The organism is Paraburkholderia kirstenboschensis, assembly GCF_904848585.1.
In the GTDB taxonomy this organism is placed as follows: domain Bacteria; phylum Pseudomonadota; class Gammaproteobacteria; order Burkholderiales; family Burkholderiaceae; genus Paraburkholderia; species Paraburkholderia kirstenboschensis.
On sequence record NZ_CAJHCR010000006.1, the window covers coordinates 1 to 15,072 of the forward strand.

Consider the following 15,072-nt stretch of genomic DNA (forward strand, 5'->3'; position numbering starts at 1 on the left):
TTATCACTCCGTTCTCCTGCTTGGCGTCCAAGCAGGCAGTTGAACATGTGGGTCAATTTTCGATGCAAATTTCTAGCGGAAGTGGGTCAGTTCTATGCGCGTATCAACAGTACGACGCTCGTCTCAGACGGCGCCTGGCGCAAAGCTTTCGCCGGGTCGTCGCTGACCATCTGCGTTCTCGCCCATTCCAGCGATAGCGTGCCATCAAGCAGTTGCTGCACGATCGGCGCATCACGCATGGCGTCCAGGTAGGCGGCGGCCGTCGAGTCGCTTTCGATCGTACGGGCTTTCCGGTTCAGTTCATCCGGCTTGTCAGCGCCGGCACGGCGGACGATAAGGTCGACCGGATATGACGACTCACTTGCCCAATAACGGTCGAATTCATCTGCGACATCGATTGAAATTGTGCCTATAGCCAGTACATCGAGATCGGCGAAGACAATCCCGTCGGTGGCGCCGAAGTACTCGTCGCCGATATTGCGTCCACCGACGATTGTTGCGGCGCCGTCGGCGGTGAATGACTTGTTATGCATGCGACGGTTGGTACGCGAAAAATCCGTCAGGAAGCCGATGAACTTCGGACTGCGGATGACGAACGGGTTGAACAACCGGACCTCGACATTCGGATGTGTCTGAAGCGCGGCCAGCGTGTCATCGAGCGATGACGAACCGTAGTCGTCCAGCAACAGGCGCACTCGTACGCCACGATCAGCGGCCGCACGCAGTGCATCGAGCAGGAGCGTGCCCGTGCGATCGTTTCGCCAGATGTAATATTGGACGTCGAGCGTACGCTCAGCCGTGCGGGCCAGCTCCATGCGCGCAGCGAAGGCTGCACGCGGATCCGCCAACGGATAGATACCGGCCATATCGTGGTGAGCCGCCAGGTCGTGAGCGGCCGACCGCCCAAGCGTCGTGGTCCGCGCCTCTGCTGCGCTTATTGCCACCGATGGCGTGCGGCTTTCAAGCGGTGGCAGCGCGCAGCCGGACAGCGCAGCCGCGCAGACCGCAATCGATGCAACGACGATAACCGATCTTTTCAGGAGGTCGGGTGCAACGTATCTCAGCGTTGGCATGGCTTAACCGGGCTCTGCGAACAATCAAAGGGTCGGCCTCAGGTTGCTCTCCAGGATGCTTTCCGCGCCACGCCGTCAGCTGTTTCTCGCAAGCGTGCGTGAAGCGTAGTCTAAGCCGAACCGGTCTCGGCGTGACCGTGTGATGACGCAGCGGGCGGTGGGGATTGCAGCACCGAATAGCGGCGCCCGTGTTCCGCCAGGCGTAAAGTCTCGTCGCGTGCCGCGAAGCCCGGATCGTTCGACTGTTGTCTTTCCGGGTTACATGCGAATTTTTAGCGGAATAGCGATGACCGAACATTGGGAATCGCTCCCAATGTTCGGTCTCTTATGCCTTCGATGAAGCACGGTCCGATACCTTGCCGTACCAGGCTTGTAATGCGTCGAATGCAGTGGGAATGTTCATCTTCATACCGCCCGCCGCGAAGTCGACGGTCACAAATGTCGTAATGTCGGCCACCGAGAACTCGTCCCCTGCCACGAAGGGAACCGTCTTCAGGCGCTCGTTGAAGTCAGCGAAGAAGTTTTTCGTCCACAACATCTGAACGATTACGCACGCCGCTATCCAAGGCGGCGCGAGCGTGAGCGCGTCAGAGCTTCGATCCACCGTCGACACGCAACGTGTCGCCCGTGACCCAGCGTGCGTCATCGGACGCGAGGAACACGGCTGCGCCCGCGATGTCGTCGGGCTGCGCGACACGCTTGAGCGCCTGCATGCCCAGCGTGAAGTCGCGGCCCGCGTCTGTCTTTGCGAAGTTCGACATATCCGTTTCGACCACGCCCGGAGCGATCGCATTGACGCGGATGCCACGCTCGCCGAGTGCGGACGCGAAGTGGCGCACGAGCGTGTCAACGGCGCCCTTGGTCGCCGCGTAGGCGGACAGGTTGTTGACGGACGCCCGCGCGGCCAGCGACGACAGCAACACGACGCTGCTGCCAACGCCCAGCACCGGCAGCAATTGCTGCACGAGGAAGAACGGCGCGCGCACGTTGACGGCGAACAGGTCGTCGAAGTCTTCGACGGTCGTGTCCTCGATTGAAGCGGCCTTCGAGATGCCCGCATTCGCGACGAGAATGTCGAGCCGTTCGCCCGTCAACGATCGCACGCGCTTGGCCAGTTCATGCGGCCCGTTTGCGTCGCGCAGATCGGCCGCGACCTTGTCGGCCCGTCCGCCTGCCGCGCGGATCGTTTCGACGACATCGTCCGCGGCCTGCGCCGCATTGCTGTAGTGAACCAGCACACGCGCGCCCGCTTTCGCCAGCGCGATGGCGGTTGCGCGGCCGATGCCGCGAGATGCGCCCGTCACGAGCGCGGTCTTGCCTGTCAGTGAGGTCATGATGAGATTCCAGTGTGAGAAGTCGTGTGATTAGTCGTGTGAGACTGCGCGTTACGCAGCCGTTGCCTTTGCTTCCGAAAGAAACTGATCGACATGCGCGACAAAGCGCGCGGGGTACTGATACAGCGAGCCGTGATTCGCATCCGGATAGATGATCAGTTGCGAATTCGGGATGTGCTGTTGAAGGGTCCACGAGTTGATCGAATAGATGATCACGTCGTTGTCGCCATTGACCACGAGCGTCGGCTGTTTGAGCGCGGCGAGGTAGTCGTACGGGTTGTCACGCGGCGCGCCCCACTTGGCGAGTGCCGCGAGTTGCGCGGGCGCGACGTTGTCGTTGGCTTCGGGATCTCGGTTATGGGTGCGCAGACGGAAGCGCTCGATGAAGCCGCGGCCCGCCGCCTGGCTCGCTTCGGACGGCGCGAAATGCACGCGCAGCCACAAATGATCGGGATGCGCATACGACGCGCTAAAAATCTCCTGTGCTTCCGGCGTGAGCGTCGTCATGCCTTCGCCGCTGCGCGGGCCTGTGCCGACGAGAATCACTTTGCGCACCAGTTGCGGCTTCGTGATTGCCAGTTCCTGCGCGATCAGTCCGCCCATCGAAAAGCCGAGCACGTCGACCTGCTTCAAGCCGAGCGCTCCGATGAACGCAGCCGCATTGGCGGTCATCTCTTCGATAGACTCCGGCACCTCGCCTGAGCTGCTCGAAATGCCAGCGTTGTTGAACAGAATCACCTCGCGGTGTTGCGCGAGACCGTCGGTGACGGCCGGGTCCCAGTGATCCATCGTGCCGGTGAAGTGAATGTTCATCACGAGCGGCACGCCCGTGGGATTGCCGAAGCGGCGGTAAGCGAAGCGGATGCCGTTGGCCTCGACGAACTGGGTCGGCGCGGTGTGGTGAGTATGGCGTGTCATGGCGGTTGTCCTTTCCGGAAGTCCTTGAGGGTTGTGCGGTGCGCTATAGCTGAAACGTATGGCGAGGCTGGTTGCTGTGTTTCGCCTCGTCTGCTTGCGCTTCGTATGGCGCCATCCTGGAACGTAATTTAGGCGCGGCGCGTCGTGAGCGGAAAGACTTTGTATGTTGTGTGGCATGCCTGGAATGCATGCCCCCGTAAGCAGGCTTCATGAGGCCGTGCGGCCTCCGTTCACGCGCAGCACTTCGCCCGTCATGAAACTGGCGGACGCCACGTACACGATCGCTTCGGCGATTTCATCCGGCGTGCCCGCGCGCTTGAGCGGCACGGTGTCGAGGAACGCCGCCTTGCGTTCGGGCGTCTGCGTGAGCCGGTCGAGCATCGGCGTTTGCACCGGACCCGGTGCGACCGCGTTGACGCGCACGCCGAAAGCAGCGGCTTCGAGCGCCGCCGACTTCGTCAGCCCTTCGACGGCATGCTTGCTGGCGACGTAGAGCGCTGCACCGGCCGCGCCGCGCGCGCCCATCGTCGACGACACATTGACGATGCTGCCGCTGCGTTGCGCCGACATCGCGCGCAATTGATGCTTTATTGCGAGCAGGGTGCCTAGCACGTTGGCATCGAAAACGTCCGCGTAACGTGCGGCTGTCTGATCGACGACGGGAGCCGATTCGCCTTCCGTGCCCGCCGCGTTCACGGCGATATCGAGCCTTCTGAAATGTGCGACGGTGCGCTCGATCAGCGCCTGAACCTCGTCTTCGATGCGCACATCGGCGGGGATGAACTCTGCCTCTGAGCCGAGCGCGCGGAGCGTGTCCGCGAGCGCCAGGCCTTCGTCCATGCGCCTGCCCGAGATCACGACGCGGGCCTTCGCGCGCGCAAAAGCAAGGGCGGCTGCGCGACCGATGCCGCTCAATGCGCCCGTCACGAGCACGACTGTCTGTTCGTTCATGCTGGTTCCTTACTGGTGTTGTTCGATCGAATCGACACGGTCGGTGTAGAACGCGAGGTGGGCGCGGATCGGCTCGACTGCGGGATACGGCGACTCGTAAGTCCAGATCGCATTGACGGCGCGCTCGCCGCCCGAAGGGATCGAGAAGTACGCGGCGTCGCCCTTGTACGGGCAGTAAGTCGAATGACTGGTGCGTTCGAGCAGCGCCATGTCGACATCCTTGCGTGGGATGTAGAAGACAGGCGGATACTGCGCTTCATGAAGTGTCAGTGCATTGCGCGTGTCGGCGACGATGCGGCCCGCGACCTTGACCACGACGCGCGAAGCATTGGGCTCGATCGTGATCGGGTGATCGGGGCCGGGCGTTTTCACGCTGCGCGCCGCGTTGGGAGCATGGCTGGTGGACATGAGTGCATTCCCCGATCAGGCAGGTTGGTCGGCAGACGGTTCGACGGCAACGGTATCGCTGCTCGCGTTGTCGTAGGCGGGAAAGTCGATGTACGCGCGTTCGTCGCCGCCCCAGAACGCGTCGCGTTGGTACGGCGCAAGCGGCAGAGCTCGGCGCAGGCGCTCGGGCAAATCCGGGTTCGACGAAAACCAGCGGCCGAAGGCGACCAGATCGGCGTCGCCTCGTTGCAGGATTTGCTTCGCACCTGCGCGATCGAAACCACCGGCTGCGGCGTCCGTGTAGATGCCGGGCGCGCCGAGATAGCCACGGCTGTCGTACGAAGGATGCGCGCTTTCGGTAATCAGCAGACCGCCTTGCGACGCGCGCTGGCGGTAATACTCGACCATCATCGCGCTCGGGCTGTCGTCGGCAGCGGAGCGCAGGCGCGTCATCGGCGCGTGCACAACGCGGTGCGATAGTTGTAGCGGGCCGATCCGGGTCGAAGAGAATAGTTTGAGGTGCGAGCCTGACATTCTGGATGCCTTATTAATCGATAGAGATGGAATACGCTGCGATTGCGTGTGTCGGTCAGAGCTTCGAGCCGCCGTCGACGAGCAGTGTGTCACCCGTGATCCAGCCGGCGTTGTCGGACGCAAGAAACGTCACCGCGCCGGCGATGTCGTCGGGTTGCGCGACGCGCTTCAACGCCTGCAGGGAGAGCGTGTAGTCGCGGCCTTCGTCGGTTGTCGCGAAGCTCGACATGTCGGTCGCGACGACGCCGGGCGCCACCGCGTTCACGCGCACGCTGCGCTCTCCGAGCGCCGATGCGAAATGCCGCACGAGGGTATCGACGGCGCCTTTCGTCGCGGCATACGCGGCCAGTTCGCCAACCGCGGCGCGTGCCGCCAGCGACGACAGCAGCACGACACTGCTGCCTTTGCAGAGCATCGGCAGAAGCTGCTGGACGAGGAAGAACGGCGCCCGCACGTTGACGGCAAAGAGATCGTCGAAATCATCCACAGTCGTGTCTTCGATGCTCGCGGCCTTGGCGATGCCCGCGTTCGCCACCAGCACGTCGAGCCGTCCGCCGACGACGGCGCGCACGCGCTTAGCGAGCGTGTGCGGGCCGTCGGCCGCGAGCAGATTGGCAGCGATCTTCTGCGCGTGCCCGCCGCTCGCGACGATCGCTGCGACGGTCGAATCGGCCGCTGCTTCGTTGCTGCTGTAGTGCACGAGCACCTGCGCGCCCGCGCGTCCGAGCGCAAGCGCGATGGCGCGGCCGATGCCGCGTGATGCGCCCGTTACGAGCGCGGTTTTTCCAGAAAGGTCGTTCATGGCGAAGCTCCGTTTGTGGTGTGCGGCACCGCTCAGCGATAGCCGCTGGGTATGACTGCGCGACTGTTTCTGCGGCGTCCGCACTGCTCAATGTGACTGTCGGCTCGTAATCTAGCCCTCGCTTGCGCAAAGAAAAAAGACTTTGTAGGCTGGCAGGCATGCCTCGAAAGCATGGGGGAACGACAAGGCCAAACAGGAGAAGACATGGAGCTGCGCCATCTGCGCTATTTCGTTGCGGTAGCGGAAACAGGCAGCCTCACGGTCGCCGCCGAGCAGCGGCTGTTCACGTCCCAGCCGTCGCTCAGCCGGCAGATTCGCGATTTGGAAGACGAAGTGCGCGCGGAACTGTTCAGCCGCAGCGCGCGGGGCGTCGAGCTGACGGCGTCGGGCAAGGCGTTTCTGGACCATGCACGGCTCGCGCTCGCCCAGGTCGATGCTGCCGTCGAGGCCGCGCGCCGCGCCTCGCGTCCTGCCAAACAGGTGTTCGCGCTCGGTTTTTTGACGGGTCAGGAAATGACCTGGTTGCCGCGCGCGATGCAAGTCTTGCGCGACGAGCTGCCGAATATCGACGTGACAGTGTCGAGCGGCTATTCGCCCGATCTCGCCGACGCCGTCGCGCGCGGCAAGCTAGACCTCGCGTTCGTGCGCTGCGAGCCGGGGCTGGATCTCGATTACCGCGTGGTCCATCGCGAGAAACTGATCGTGCTGATGCCCAGCGACCATCGGCTGACAGCGAAAGAAGCGATCTCGCCTTCAGACCTGGAGGGCGAGACGTTTGTCATGGCGTCGAACAAGGCCCGCGTGCTGCACGATGTGGTCGAGCGATATCTGCGGGAGAACGGGCTCGATCCCAAGCCCGAACATGGCGTCGACAACCTGGCGATGGCGATGTCGCTGGTCGCTTCCACGCGCGGGCTGTCGCTGATGCCCGAGTACGCGAACAATCTGCTGCCGTGGTCGGTGGTGAGCCGCCCGCTGGAAGGCGAAGCGCCGACCGTCGATCTCGCGATCGGCTACAGTCGGTCGAATGCATCGCCCGTGCTTAAATTTTTTCTGTCCAGAGCGGATGAACTGATGGCTGCCTGAGTGACGCTGAGCGGCGACGCTGTGCCCGGGTTGGCACAGCGTCCCTAAGAAGGAGGCTTAGCATCGGCCAGGACCCGCCTGTTGAGGCCGTCAATGTCCATTGGGAGATGCGCTCAGACCGGACACCGGCTACTTTCGCGACTGCGTATCCATTAACCCACGGAAGAATTAAGCCCTCCCCTCGATCAATTTTTGAAAAGTGTTTGCATTTTGGAAACGCTTTCCACTATGATGGCACACGTCGAACGACTCAACTTGGGTAGTCATCATGAGCGCTGTCGCCGAACGCATCCTTCGTGTACTGGAAGAGCTCGCCAGTGCGCCAGAAGGCAAAACGCTTTCAGAACTTTCCGCCAAGCTCGATTTGCCAGTTAGCGCTACTCATCGTCTTCTCGCGGATCTGTTCGAGCAGGGTTATGTGCGCAAGGACGAACGGCGCGGCGAATTTTCGCTGACCATGAAACTTCCTTCGCTGGGACTGCGATTTCTCAGCGCAGGTGGGGTCGTTGACGTCGCCCAGCCCATTCTGGAACGACTTGCGGCTACTTCGGGCGAATTGGTTCGGCTTGCGATCGTCGATGGCGAGCAGTTGATTTACGTGGCCAAGGCGCAAGGCGCGCGACAAGGTATCCGCTACGACCCGGAGATGGGCCGGGCGGTGACTCTTTCATGCAGTGCAGCAGGCATGATCTGGCTCGCTGGCAAGAGCGAAGAAGACGCGATCCGGCTTGTGTCGAAACAGGGCTTTGGCATGCCGTCGGACTTTGGTCCGCTTGCGCCGACCACGTTCAAAGCTCTACTGCCAATGATCGAGCACGCGCGCAAGAATGGCTACGCAACGACGCAAGACATGTTTCTGCCCGCCATGAGTTCTATGGCCACGCCTGTGCATATGAGCAATGGCGAAGTGCGCGCAATTCTGATCATCGCGGGACCGATGTCACGGTTGACTGAAGAGAGAATGAAAGAGCTCGCTCCGGCGCTCATGGCGACGGCAACTGAATTGTCCGATGCAAGCGGTGTGTCCCCCATGCTTAAGCAGGCAATGCAAGGCGCCAGCCGCACCGCAGGCGCTGAGCGCTAGGCCAAGGCGTCCGTTGCTGGACGTTATCCGTTCGTGACTTGATGTGGTGACATGGCGAATTGAAATTCGCCACTACTTCAGATCGGATATTTAGCAGTAGAAATTAAAAATAAGCGATTGACGCAAGAGCAGCACAGACTCTTTTAAAGACAGCAGGAGACACGCATGAACCATGTTTCAGAGCAACCTACCTCACATTCCATGGCCAACAGGGCGGTGAGCGCCGCCACGCTTGGCACCGCACTTGAATGGTTTGACTTTACGCTCTACGGATCAGTCGCAGCCACCGTGTTACCAAAGTTGTTCTTCCCGGCGATGGATTCGAGTTCCGCCATGCTTGCCTCGTTGGCAACTTTCAGCGTCGGACTGGCCGCCCGACCACTCGGCGCGATCATCTGCGGATACTTCGGCGACAAGATTGGACGTCGCAATCTCATGCTCGGTACGGTGTCGGTGATGGGTCTCACATCGGTACTGATGGGTTTGCTGCCCACTTATGCGCAGATTGGAATTTATGCGCCTCTGCTGCTTGTCATTCTTCGCATTGTTCAGGGTTTCGCACTTGGCGGCGAATCTACTGGTGGCCAACTGATGGCGCTGGAGCATGCTCCAGCAGACCGGCGAGGCAAATACTCCGGTCTGATCGGCATGTGCGCTCCACTGAGCCAGATCGTTGCTAACGCGGTGCTTCTACTACTTTCCTCTACGATGAGCGCGAATGCCTTCATCAGCTATGGCTGGCGGATTCCGTTCGTGCTGAGCTTCGTGCTGGTGTTCGTCGGCATTTACATCCGACTGCGCGTTGCCGAGACTCCGGCTTTCGTCAAGATGCAGCAGTCCACTGTGGCCAAGGTCGGAAGCCCTCTAAGGGATGCGTTCCGCCTTCACTACAAGACGATCATTCGCATGATGCTGTTCTTCTGCGGACCGACTGCCCTTTTCTATCTCGCCGTCGTATTCACCTTGAGCTATCTGACGAATACGCTCGGCGTGCCCAAGCAGACCGGCTTCATGTTGCTGATGATCGCCAATGCCTGCGCCATCGCAGGTTCGATCCTTGGCGGCCTGCTGAGTGACCGGATTGGCCGTAAGCGCGCATTGCTGCTCGCGTCCGCCGCTACCTTCGTGATCATGCTGTTTTATTTTCCGGTCCTGGCTACTCGAAGCTTCGTACCGATGGCGGTAGCTATGGGGCTTTTCATGGCATTCACGCAGGTCCAAACGGGGATTCAACCGGTCGCGTTCGCTGAGGCGTTTCCAACCAATGTTCGCTATTCCGGTTCGGCCCTCGCATTCACCGGTGCGAGCCTGTTCGCTGGTGGGCCGATTCCGGTGGTCGCCGCCTGGTTATTACACCTCGGCAACGGATCGCCGTGGCCGCTCGTCGCATTGGTTGGAGCACTCAATATCCTGTCGTTCTGCATGATTGCGATCGGACCAGAGACCGCGGGCATCGACATGAACCGCCTCGACTCAGCGGCCGAGATCGCCGGTGAGCATCAACGTGTCTCTGGGCAGGCCACCTATTGATCTCGCGCTGTGCCTTCGTTTTGCACCGGAAGAAGCACAGCCTTTGAGCACTCGAAAGCAGATGGAGCACACACAATTGGACACCGCAAACACTGGCCTTCTCGCGATCTGGAGCACGATCGCGACCGAATCGGAAACTGACTACATGCACTGGCTCACCCGGGAACACATTTTTGAACGGGTAGGCGTACCGGGTTTTCGGTCAGGGCGGGTCTTCAAGCGACGCGACAAGCGGCCCTCGGAGTACATGATGCTGTACGAACTGGACAACGCGGACGTGATGGCGAGTTCTGGCTATCTGGAAAGGTTGAATAACCCGACTGCGTGGACCCGCCGGATCATGCCGACGCTCGAGCAGTTTCGCCGCGGCGGCGGAACTATTCTCGCCCGCGGTGCGAACTCAACCGGATACGGCGGTCACCTCGCCATCGCACGATTTGAAGACGCACTACCGGAATGCCTGACAGCCCAGCAAGGGCAGGCAATCGTCGATGCACTCGCGAAAGGCGACTGGGTTGTGAACGCGCAGATCATGGCCGTGAAAAACGAGGCGACAGCGATTGCCACGCAGGAAAAGTCGATGCGGCGAAGTTCAGAAGGTGAATTCGCGGGATTACTTCTCGTGGAGTCGCTCGATAATGGCTCGCTTGACCGGGCAACGATGCAGGCGAGCAAGGCAGCCGGGATCAATCCTGATTTGTTCGATTCATACGACCTCGTCTTCGTCTGCCATTCCGAATAGGCATTTGATGTCTGGAATAACTTAGAGAGAGGCGGTCCGACCACTTTAGGACGTTTGCCGTCGTGGCCTGAATCGTCGGCACATCTTCAAGGCCAGGTTCAGTGGTTACGTCGTCCGCCACCTTTTGCGGTCACATCTGATGCCGCACGAGTGAGGTCGCCATGACGTGCATCTTGCCATCCCGTGCCGCTATCTCCGCGTGATGTTTGGCGCTCAGTTGGCACGCATCTCTTCCACATTGACGATTGCCGTCCGCGCTCCCGACGACTTTTGTGCGTCGCTCGCGCGGTTTCCGGCAAGAGAACCAGGTTCACGCCTGCGCCTGAAAAACCAGATTGAACGGCGTTTGCGTTGCACGCCTGAAGCGCGTGAAGCCGCCAGCAGTCACGACTTCTCTGAGCCGCGCTTCGCCCGCCTGAGCGCCGAGCGCTCTTCTGCCTTCCTGTGATAACGATGCGCCTGTGCAAATCATCGTCGAGGCAGAATAGAACACCCGTCCGACAGGATTGATATTGTCTTCGAGGCGGTCATTCGCGAACGGTTCTACGATCATCCACGATCCATTGGGTCGCAGCGTTTGCAGGACGTGTGCTGCTGCGCCCGTCGGGTCGCCCATATCGTGCAGGCAATCGAAGAAGGCGACGAGGTCGTAGTCCTTCCCGGGATATTGCTGCGCGGTTGCGACTTCAAACGTGACGCGGTCGCCGAGGCCCGCGCCGTCGGCAAGTTCACGTGCTCTTTGTACGGACGGCTCGTGATAATCGAAGCCGACGAAAGCCGCGTTCGGGTATGCCTGAGCCATCAATATCGTCGATGCGCCGTGGCCACAGCCGACATCCGCGACTTTCGCGCCACGCCCCTTGAGAATCTCTTGTACTCCGTCGAGCGCGGGGATCCATTCATTGACAAGATGCGCTGCATAGCCCGGACGAAAGAATCGTTCAGTACCCCGGAACAGCGATGGATGATGCTGATGCCAACCGACGCCCAAACCCGTGCGAAACGCGGCTTCGAGTTTCGGCAAGCTGCGGAACATCGCTTCAGCGCAGTCACAGAAGCCGGGGATAAAAGTCGGGCTCGTTTCTTCGGCAAAGCACATCGCCATTTCATTGGCGAGCTGATAGCGGGCAGTCGAAGGCTCATAGTCAATGAAACCGGATGCAGCTTGCGCGGCGAGCCATTCGCGCACGTATCGTTCGGCGAGACCGGCACGTTCCGCGACCTGCTCCGAGGTCATCCAGCCCTGCTCGCTCATCGCTTTGTAGAGGCCGAGCCGGTCGCCGAGCGCGATCAGCGGCGCGCACGCCACTGCGCCGAACTCTCCAACCATCCGCCCCATGAAGTCTTCCACTTTCTGTTGGTCGTATTGCATGTGCCACCTCACGCTACGAAGGCAGAATACATCTGACGAAAAAGCGCTGTCGTTCCTTGCAGCAGGCTAACGTTGCCCATGAAGAGTATAGGTAGGCAATAGCAGAATGAAACGACAATGCATGGCGCCATTGCGTCGCCGACGCCAGTGCAGGACGCGCCACCAGTCGTCTTCGGTACCGGCCATTTAAGGGAGGTACCGGCTTGTCGTGAGGCGAACTTTGCGGGGCATTTAACATCCGGTGAAGTCCGGCCGGAAGTGATAAGCGCTATTCCGGCAAGGATGACCAATGACGCTCGACGTGTTCTGACACGCTAGACTTCCGCCTTAACACATCTCAGCCACGATACGGACTTCACGGTCCCTCAAGGAGAAGCAGCGGCATGGACCGGATGGCAGCAATGGAAACGTACGTCAGCGTCGTGGAGGCGGGCTCGTTCTCGGCAGCCGCCAAGCGACTCAAACTCGGGCAACCGGCAGTCTCGAAGTCGATCGCGCAACTCGAAGAGCGACTCGGCGTACGACTCCTTTTGCGCTCGACACGCGGTCTGACGCCCACCGATGCCGGTCAGCGTTTCTATGAGCACGCGAGGCGCGCAATCGAAGAAGTGGAACTTGCCGAACATGTCGCGCGCGACGCGTCTACTGGGCTGTCCGGCGTGCTGCGCATCAGCGCCGCCGTGACCTTCGCGCGGCTGCATATCCTCCCCGCGCTCAAGACGTTTCTCGATCGGCACCCTGATTTGCAGATCGATATCGTGCTGGACGACCGCACCATCGATCTGCTCGAAAAGGGCGTGGACGTTGCCCTGCGCATGGGATCGCTCGACGATTCGACAATGACCGCGCGCCGCATTGCGCAAAGCCGTCGGCTGGTCGTCGGAACGCCTGCATACCTCGCCGAAGCAGGCGTGCCGAAAACGCCTGCGGACCTCAGTCAGCATCAGGTGATCGTGTATTCGTTGCGAGGCGGCGGCGAGTCGTGGGCGTTCAGCCAGCACGGCAAGGAAGTGGCGGTGGTCGTGTCCGGCCGCGTCAGCGTGAGCGCCGCCGAAGGCATGCGTACGACGGTGCTTGGTGGATTGGGCCTTGCGATCGCGTCGGAATGGATGTTCTCGCCGGAACTTGCCGATGGCTCGGTTCAAGCGGTACTGACCGACTGGGAATTGCCCTCGATCGACCTGTGGGCGGTCTTCCCGGCCGGACGCCTGGTAAGTGCGAAGGCGCGAGCGTTCATCGCCTTCGTCGAAGAGGTACTCGGTGCCGCCGGCAGCGCCAACAGCGGCCCGTCCTCAGAAAGCGAGCTTACCGATTGATGCTCCGCCGTCGACGTAAAGCGTCTGACCGGTTATGAAAGCCGCCGCATCAGAAAGCAGAAACTCAATTGGTCGCGCCAGTTACGAGAAATGTACGCTGCGTCATCAAATGTCCTTTACGAACCGGAAGGAATCGAAATGCCGCGACGGGTTCTCCGGCGCGGCGATCTGTGCGCGTTGAGCGTTGAACGGTCAGGCTCAGGCGTTGGCCGTCGCTTTTTCCAGAACCGGGAACATGTCCGACGGGTCCGGACGACGCGTGTAATCGGGGTTGACCTCCGAATAGAGCACGATGCCGTCCTGACCGACGACATAGCGAGCGGGCATCGGCAACGTCCAGCTCGGGTCGTTATTGAACGCCGGCAGATCGTTTTTCAGGTTTTGGTACAGCTCGACCAGATAGTCGGGCAACGCGAAACGCAGTCCGAAGTCGGCACCCGTCTGACCGTTCTCGTCGCTCAGCACCGGAAAGTCCAATTCGTTGGTGCGCACGGACTTGCGGCTATTGACCGGCGTCTGCGGCGAGATCGCCACGACGTTCGCGCCGTAGGCCTGAATCTCAGGCAGCACTTCGTTGATCGCCTGCAATTCGATATTGCAGTATGGGCACCAGACGCCGCGATAAAACGTCACCACCAGCGGGCCCTTCACCAGCAACGCAGCGGAAGACACGTCGTTGCCATCCTGATCTTTCAGTTGGAAATGCGGCGCGCGGTCGCCGGCCTTGATCGCGCGGCCCGCTTGCCCGCTCGCAATCAGTTCTGCCGTGGCGCGTTCCATCACCGGATGAATTTCTGGCGGTGCGTTGAACGGCGGTTTGCCAGCCTTGAAGTCGGCCCGGAATGCGTCGAGTTTGTCTTGCAGTGACATGAGTGTTCTCCTTCGAGAGGAATAGAGGAATGAGGAATCAACGAGTCAGTAGGTTCAGGCTGCGTTTTGCGCTGAGGCAATGCGTGCCGCTTCGGCCGCAGTGACGCCTTGGAGCGCCAGGCCGTAGCCGATGCCTTCGTCGATCACGCGACCCAATCGCTCGGTGATTCCGATGCGGGTGTATTTGGTGGTGAGCGGCGGCTGCTTTGCGATAGTCGCGGCGATGGCATGCGCACGTTCCACCGGGTTTGACGGGAGCCGCGAGGGCTTCCGCAGACGGCTTAAGGAGCGACAGCTTAAGCAGCGACAGCGACCGGCTTAGTCCACTCGTTACCGGTCATGAAGCCGTCGAGTTCGGTGTGAACGATGTGGTTCGTGTAGTTGCTCATCACCTTGGTTGCCACGCCAAGAATCACTTCGAGGACGTTTTGACGGGTGTAGCCAGCGGCGAGAAACGCGTCGACATCGGCGTCCGGGACGAAGCCACGCTCACGCACCACGAGCGTCGTGAAGCGATGCAGCGCTTCGAGCTTTGCATCGGGCAGCGGCGTGCCCGCGCGCAGCGCGGCGATCACGCCCGCGTCCATCTTGAGCATCTTTGCCAGCGTGCTGTGACCGGCCATGCAGTAGTGGCAGTTGTTCTCGAAGTTCGAGGTGAGGTAGACGACCTGCTGCTCGTGCGGCGTCAGTGTGCTTTTCGAGAACAGATCCCACAGCGCCGAGTAGCCGGCCAACAGCGCAGGCGATTCCGCCATATGCGCCTGCAAGTTGGGGACGAAGCCGAAGGCGCGCTTCGTGTCTTCGAGGCTGGCCTTCGACGCGGCCGGTGCGTTATCGATCGTATAGGTTTGGAAGTTGCTCATCGTTTTGCTCCTGTTGGTTGACGGTGAGCAAATGATGAAGGTCAGCGCCCAGCCGAAGAAGGCAGGCGTCGTTGATAACAGTCATTCCTGGCAGGCATAAAGCGACGGCAGTGCCGTTGGCGTGCACGCGCCGCGTGCGCGTTCGCGGGAGCGGGTTTCGCCCTGGCAATCATCCAGCCGCGCAAGTGATGTACTTCGCCTTACCGGACG

17 protein-coding genes and 1 pseudogene are annotated in these 15,072 nt (G+C 60.9%); 5 read left to right on the forward strand and 13 right to left on the reverse strand.

Annotated elements, in window-relative coordinates; genetic code table 11:
* Positions 1–92 precede the first annotated feature (92 nt).
* The 8 genes from JMY24_RS17720 to JMY24_RS17755 all read right to left on the reverse strand — a co-directional run bounded on the left by JMY24_RS17720 (position 93) and on the right by JMY24_RS17755 (position 5,999).
* Positions 93–1,073: a phospholipase D-like domain-containing protein gene (locus tag JMY24_RS17720; RefSeq protein ID WP_201702583.1), complete on the reverse strand. Its 981-nt coding sequence runs from the start codon at positions 1,071–1,073 to the stop codon at positions 93–95.
* Between the two features lie 325 nt (positions 1,074–1,398).
* On the reverse strand, positions 1,399–1,677 hold the full coding sequence (locus JMY24_RS17725) for a glutathione S-transferase C-terminal domain-containing protein (RefSeq protein WP_236597437.1): 279 nt from the start codon (positions 1,675–1,677) through the stop codon (positions 1,399–1,401).
* On the reverse strand, positions 1,661–2,407 hold the full coding sequence (locus tag JMY24_RS17730; RefSeq protein ID WP_128591309.1) for an SDR family NAD(P)-dependent oxidoreductase: 747 nt from the start codon (positions 2,405–2,407) through the stop codon (positions 1,661–1,663). Before JMY24_RS17730 ends, JMY24_RS17725 begins: the two co-directional genes overlap by 17 nt.
* Positions 2,408–2,458: 51 nt before the next feature.
* On the reverse strand, positions 2,459–3,325 hold the full coding sequence (locus tag JMY24_RS17735) for an alpha/beta fold hydrolase (protein ID WP_201702584.1): 867 nt from the start codon (positions 3,323–3,325) through the stop codon (positions 2,459–2,461).
* A 207-nt stretch (positions 3,326–3,532) separates the two neighbouring features.
* Positions 3,533–4,276 carry an SDR family NAD(P)-dependent oxidoreductase gene (locus JMY24_RS17740; protein ID WP_128596240.1) on the reverse strand — a complete coding sequence of 248 codons (744 nt, stop codon included), beginning with the start codon at positions 4,274–4,276 and terminating at the stop codon, positions 3,533–3,535.
* Between the two features lie 9 nt (positions 4,277–4,285).
* Positions 4,286–4,684 carry a DUF427 domain-containing protein gene (locus JMY24_RS17745; protein ID WP_128596241.1) on the reverse strand — a complete coding sequence of 133 codons (399 nt, stop codon included), beginning with the start codon at positions 4,682–4,684 and terminating at the stop codon, positions 4,286–4,288.
* Between the two features lie 15 nt (positions 4,685–4,699).
* Entirely contained in the window at positions 4,700–5,197 is a 498-nt protein-coding gene (locus JMY24_RS17750; protein ID WP_128592549.1) for an oxidoreductase, read from the reverse strand.
* Positions 5,198–5,252: 55 nt separating this feature from the next.
* On the reverse strand, positions 5,253–5,999 hold the full coding sequence (locus tag JMY24_RS17755) for an SDR family NAD(P)-dependent oxidoreductase (protein WP_201702585.1): 747 nt from the start codon (positions 5,997–5,999) through the stop codon (positions 5,253–5,255).
* A gap of 204 nt (positions 6,000–6,203) precedes the next feature.
* Here JMY24_RS17755 and JMY24_RS17760 point away from each other — a divergent pair, with 204 nt between their 5' ends.
* The 4 genes from JMY24_RS17760 (at position 6,204) to JMY24_RS17775 (ending at position 10,441) form a co-directional block, all read left to right on the forward strand.
* Positions 6,204–7,085: a LysR substrate-binding domain-containing protein gene (locus JMY24_RS17760; RefSeq protein ID WP_128588034.1), complete on the forward strand. Its 882-nt coding sequence runs from the start codon at positions 6,204–6,206 to the stop codon at positions 7,083–7,085.
* Positions 7,086–7,353: 268 nt separating this feature from the next.
* Positions 7,354–8,169: an IclR family transcriptional regulator gene (locus JMY24_RS17765; RefSeq protein WP_128594527.1), complete on the forward strand. Its 816-nt coding sequence runs from the start codon at positions 7,354–7,356 to the stop codon at positions 8,167–8,169.
* Positions 8,170–8,334: 165 nt separating this feature from the next.
* Positions 8,335–9,699, forward strand: a complete 1,365-nt coding sequence (locus JMY24_RS17770; RefSeq protein ID WP_128588030.1) for an MFS transporter — start codon at positions 8,335–8,337, stop codon at positions 9,697–9,699.
* Positions 9,662–10,441 carry a DUF4286 family protein gene (locus JMY24_RS17775; RefSeq protein WP_236597438.1) on the forward strand — a complete coding sequence of 260 codons (780 nt, stop codon included), beginning with the start codon at positions 9,662–9,664 and terminating at the stop codon, positions 10,439–10,441. Before JMY24_RS17770 ends, JMY24_RS17775 begins: the two co-directional genes overlap by 38 nt.
* A gap of 310 nt (positions 10,442–10,751) precedes the next feature.
* Here JMY24_RS17775 and JMY24_RS17780 read toward each other — a convergent pair whose 3' ends face one another.
* Entirely contained in the window at positions 10,752–11,813 is a 1,062-nt protein-coding gene (locus JMY24_RS17780) for a class I SAM-dependent methyltransferase (protein ID WP_128594525.1), read from the reverse strand.
* 383 nt (positions 11,814–12,196) lie between these two features.
* On the opposite strand from JMY24_RS17780, the gene JMY24_RS17785 reads away from it, so the two are divergent.
* Entirely contained in the window at positions 12,197–13,129 is a 933-nt protein-coding gene (locus JMY24_RS17785; RefSeq protein WP_128594523.1) for a LysR family transcriptional regulator, read from the forward strand.
* Here the strand turns inward: JMY24_RS17785 and JMY24_RS17790 are convergent.
* The 4 genes and pseudogenes from JMY24_RS17790 to JMY24_RS17805 form a co-directional block, all read right to left on the reverse strand.
* A pseudogene (locus JMY24_RS17790) lies at positions 13,106–13,210 on the reverse strand (SDR family oxidoreductase); the annotation flags it as partial. The gene JMY24_RS17785 and the pseudogene JMY24_RS17790 sit on opposite strands and share 24 nt — an antisense overlap.
* A 117-nt stretch (positions 13,211–13,327) precedes the next feature.
* Positions 13,328–13,999 (reverse strand): peroxiredoxin-like family protein, encoded by a 672-nt coding sequence (locus JMY24_RS17795; RefSeq protein ID WP_201702586.1) that lies wholly within the window; start codon positions 13,997–13,999, stop codon positions 13,328–13,330.
* Positions 14,000–14,053: 54 nt separating this feature from the next.
* Positions 14,054–14,242, reverse strand: a complete 189-nt coding sequence (locus tag JMY24_RS17800; protein WP_193424997.1) for a hypothetical protein — start codon at positions 14,240–14,242, stop codon at positions 14,054–14,056.
* Positions 14,243–14,295: 53 nt separating this feature from the next.
* Positions 14,296–14,862 (reverse strand): carboxymuconolactone decarboxylase family protein, encoded by a 567-nt coding sequence (locus JMY24_RS17805; protein WP_128594522.1) that lies wholly within the window; start codon positions 14,860–14,862, stop codon positions 14,296–14,298.
* Positions 14,863–15,072: the final 210 nt, after the last annotated feature.

Bases quoted from the DNA above. Each gene is read 5' to 3' on its own strand.
- JMY24_RS17735 (WP_201702584.1), bottom strand. From the start codon at position 3,325: ATGACACGCCATACTCACCACACCGCGCCGACCCAGTTCGTCGAGGCC.
- JMY24_RS17805 (WP_128594522.1), bottom strand. From the start codon at position 14,862: ATGAGCAACTTCCAAACCTATACGATCGATAACGCACCGGCCGCGTCG.
- JMY24_RS17785 (WP_128594523.1), top strand. From the start codon at position 12,197: ATGGACCGGATGGCAGCAATGGAAACGTACGTCAGCGTCGTGGAGGCG.
- JMY24_RS17780 (WP_128594525.1), bottom strand. From the start codon at position 11,813: ATGCAATACGACCAACAGAAAGTGGAAGACTTCATGGGGCGGATGGTT.
- JMY24_RS17765 (WP_128594527.1), top strand. From the start codon at position 7,354: ATGAGCGCTGTCGCCGAACGCATCCTTCGTGTACTGGAAGAGCTCGCC.
- JMY24_RS17730 (WP_128591309.1), bottom strand. From the start codon at position 2,407: ATGACCTCACTGACAGGCAAGACCGCGCTCGTGACGGGCGCATCTCGC.
- JMY24_RS17755 (WP_201702585.1), bottom strand. From the start codon at position 5,999: ATGAACGACCTTTCTGGAAAAACCGCGCTCGTAACGGGCGCATCACGC.
- JMY24_RS17770 (WP_128588030.1), top strand. From the start codon at position 8,335: ATGAACCATGTTTCAGAGCAACCTACCTCACATTCCATGGCCAACAGG.
- JMY24_RS17795 (WP_201702586.1), bottom strand. From the start codon at position 13,999: ATGTCACTGCAAGACAAACTCGACGCATTCCGGGCCGACTTCAAGGCT.
- JMY24_RS17745 (WP_128596241.1), bottom strand. From the start codon at position 4,684: ATGTCCACCAGCCATGCTCCCAACGCGGCGCGCAGCGTGAAAACGCCC.
- JMY24_RS17740 (WP_128596240.1), bottom strand. From the start codon at position 4,276: ATGAACGAACAGACAGTCGTGCTCGTGACGGGCGCATTGAGCGGCATC.
- JMY24_RS17760 (WP_128588034.1), top strand. From the start codon at position 6,204: ATGGAGCTGCGCCATCTGCGCTATTTCGTTGCGGTAGCGGAAACAGGC.
- JMY24_RS17720 (WP_201702583.1), bottom strand. From the start codon at position 1,073: ATGCCAACGCTGAGATACGTTGCACCCGACCTCCTGAAAAGATCGGTT.
- JMY24_RS17750 (WP_128592549.1), bottom strand. From the start codon at position 5,197: ATGTCAGGCTCGCACCTCAAACTATTCTCTTCGACCCGGATCGGCCCG.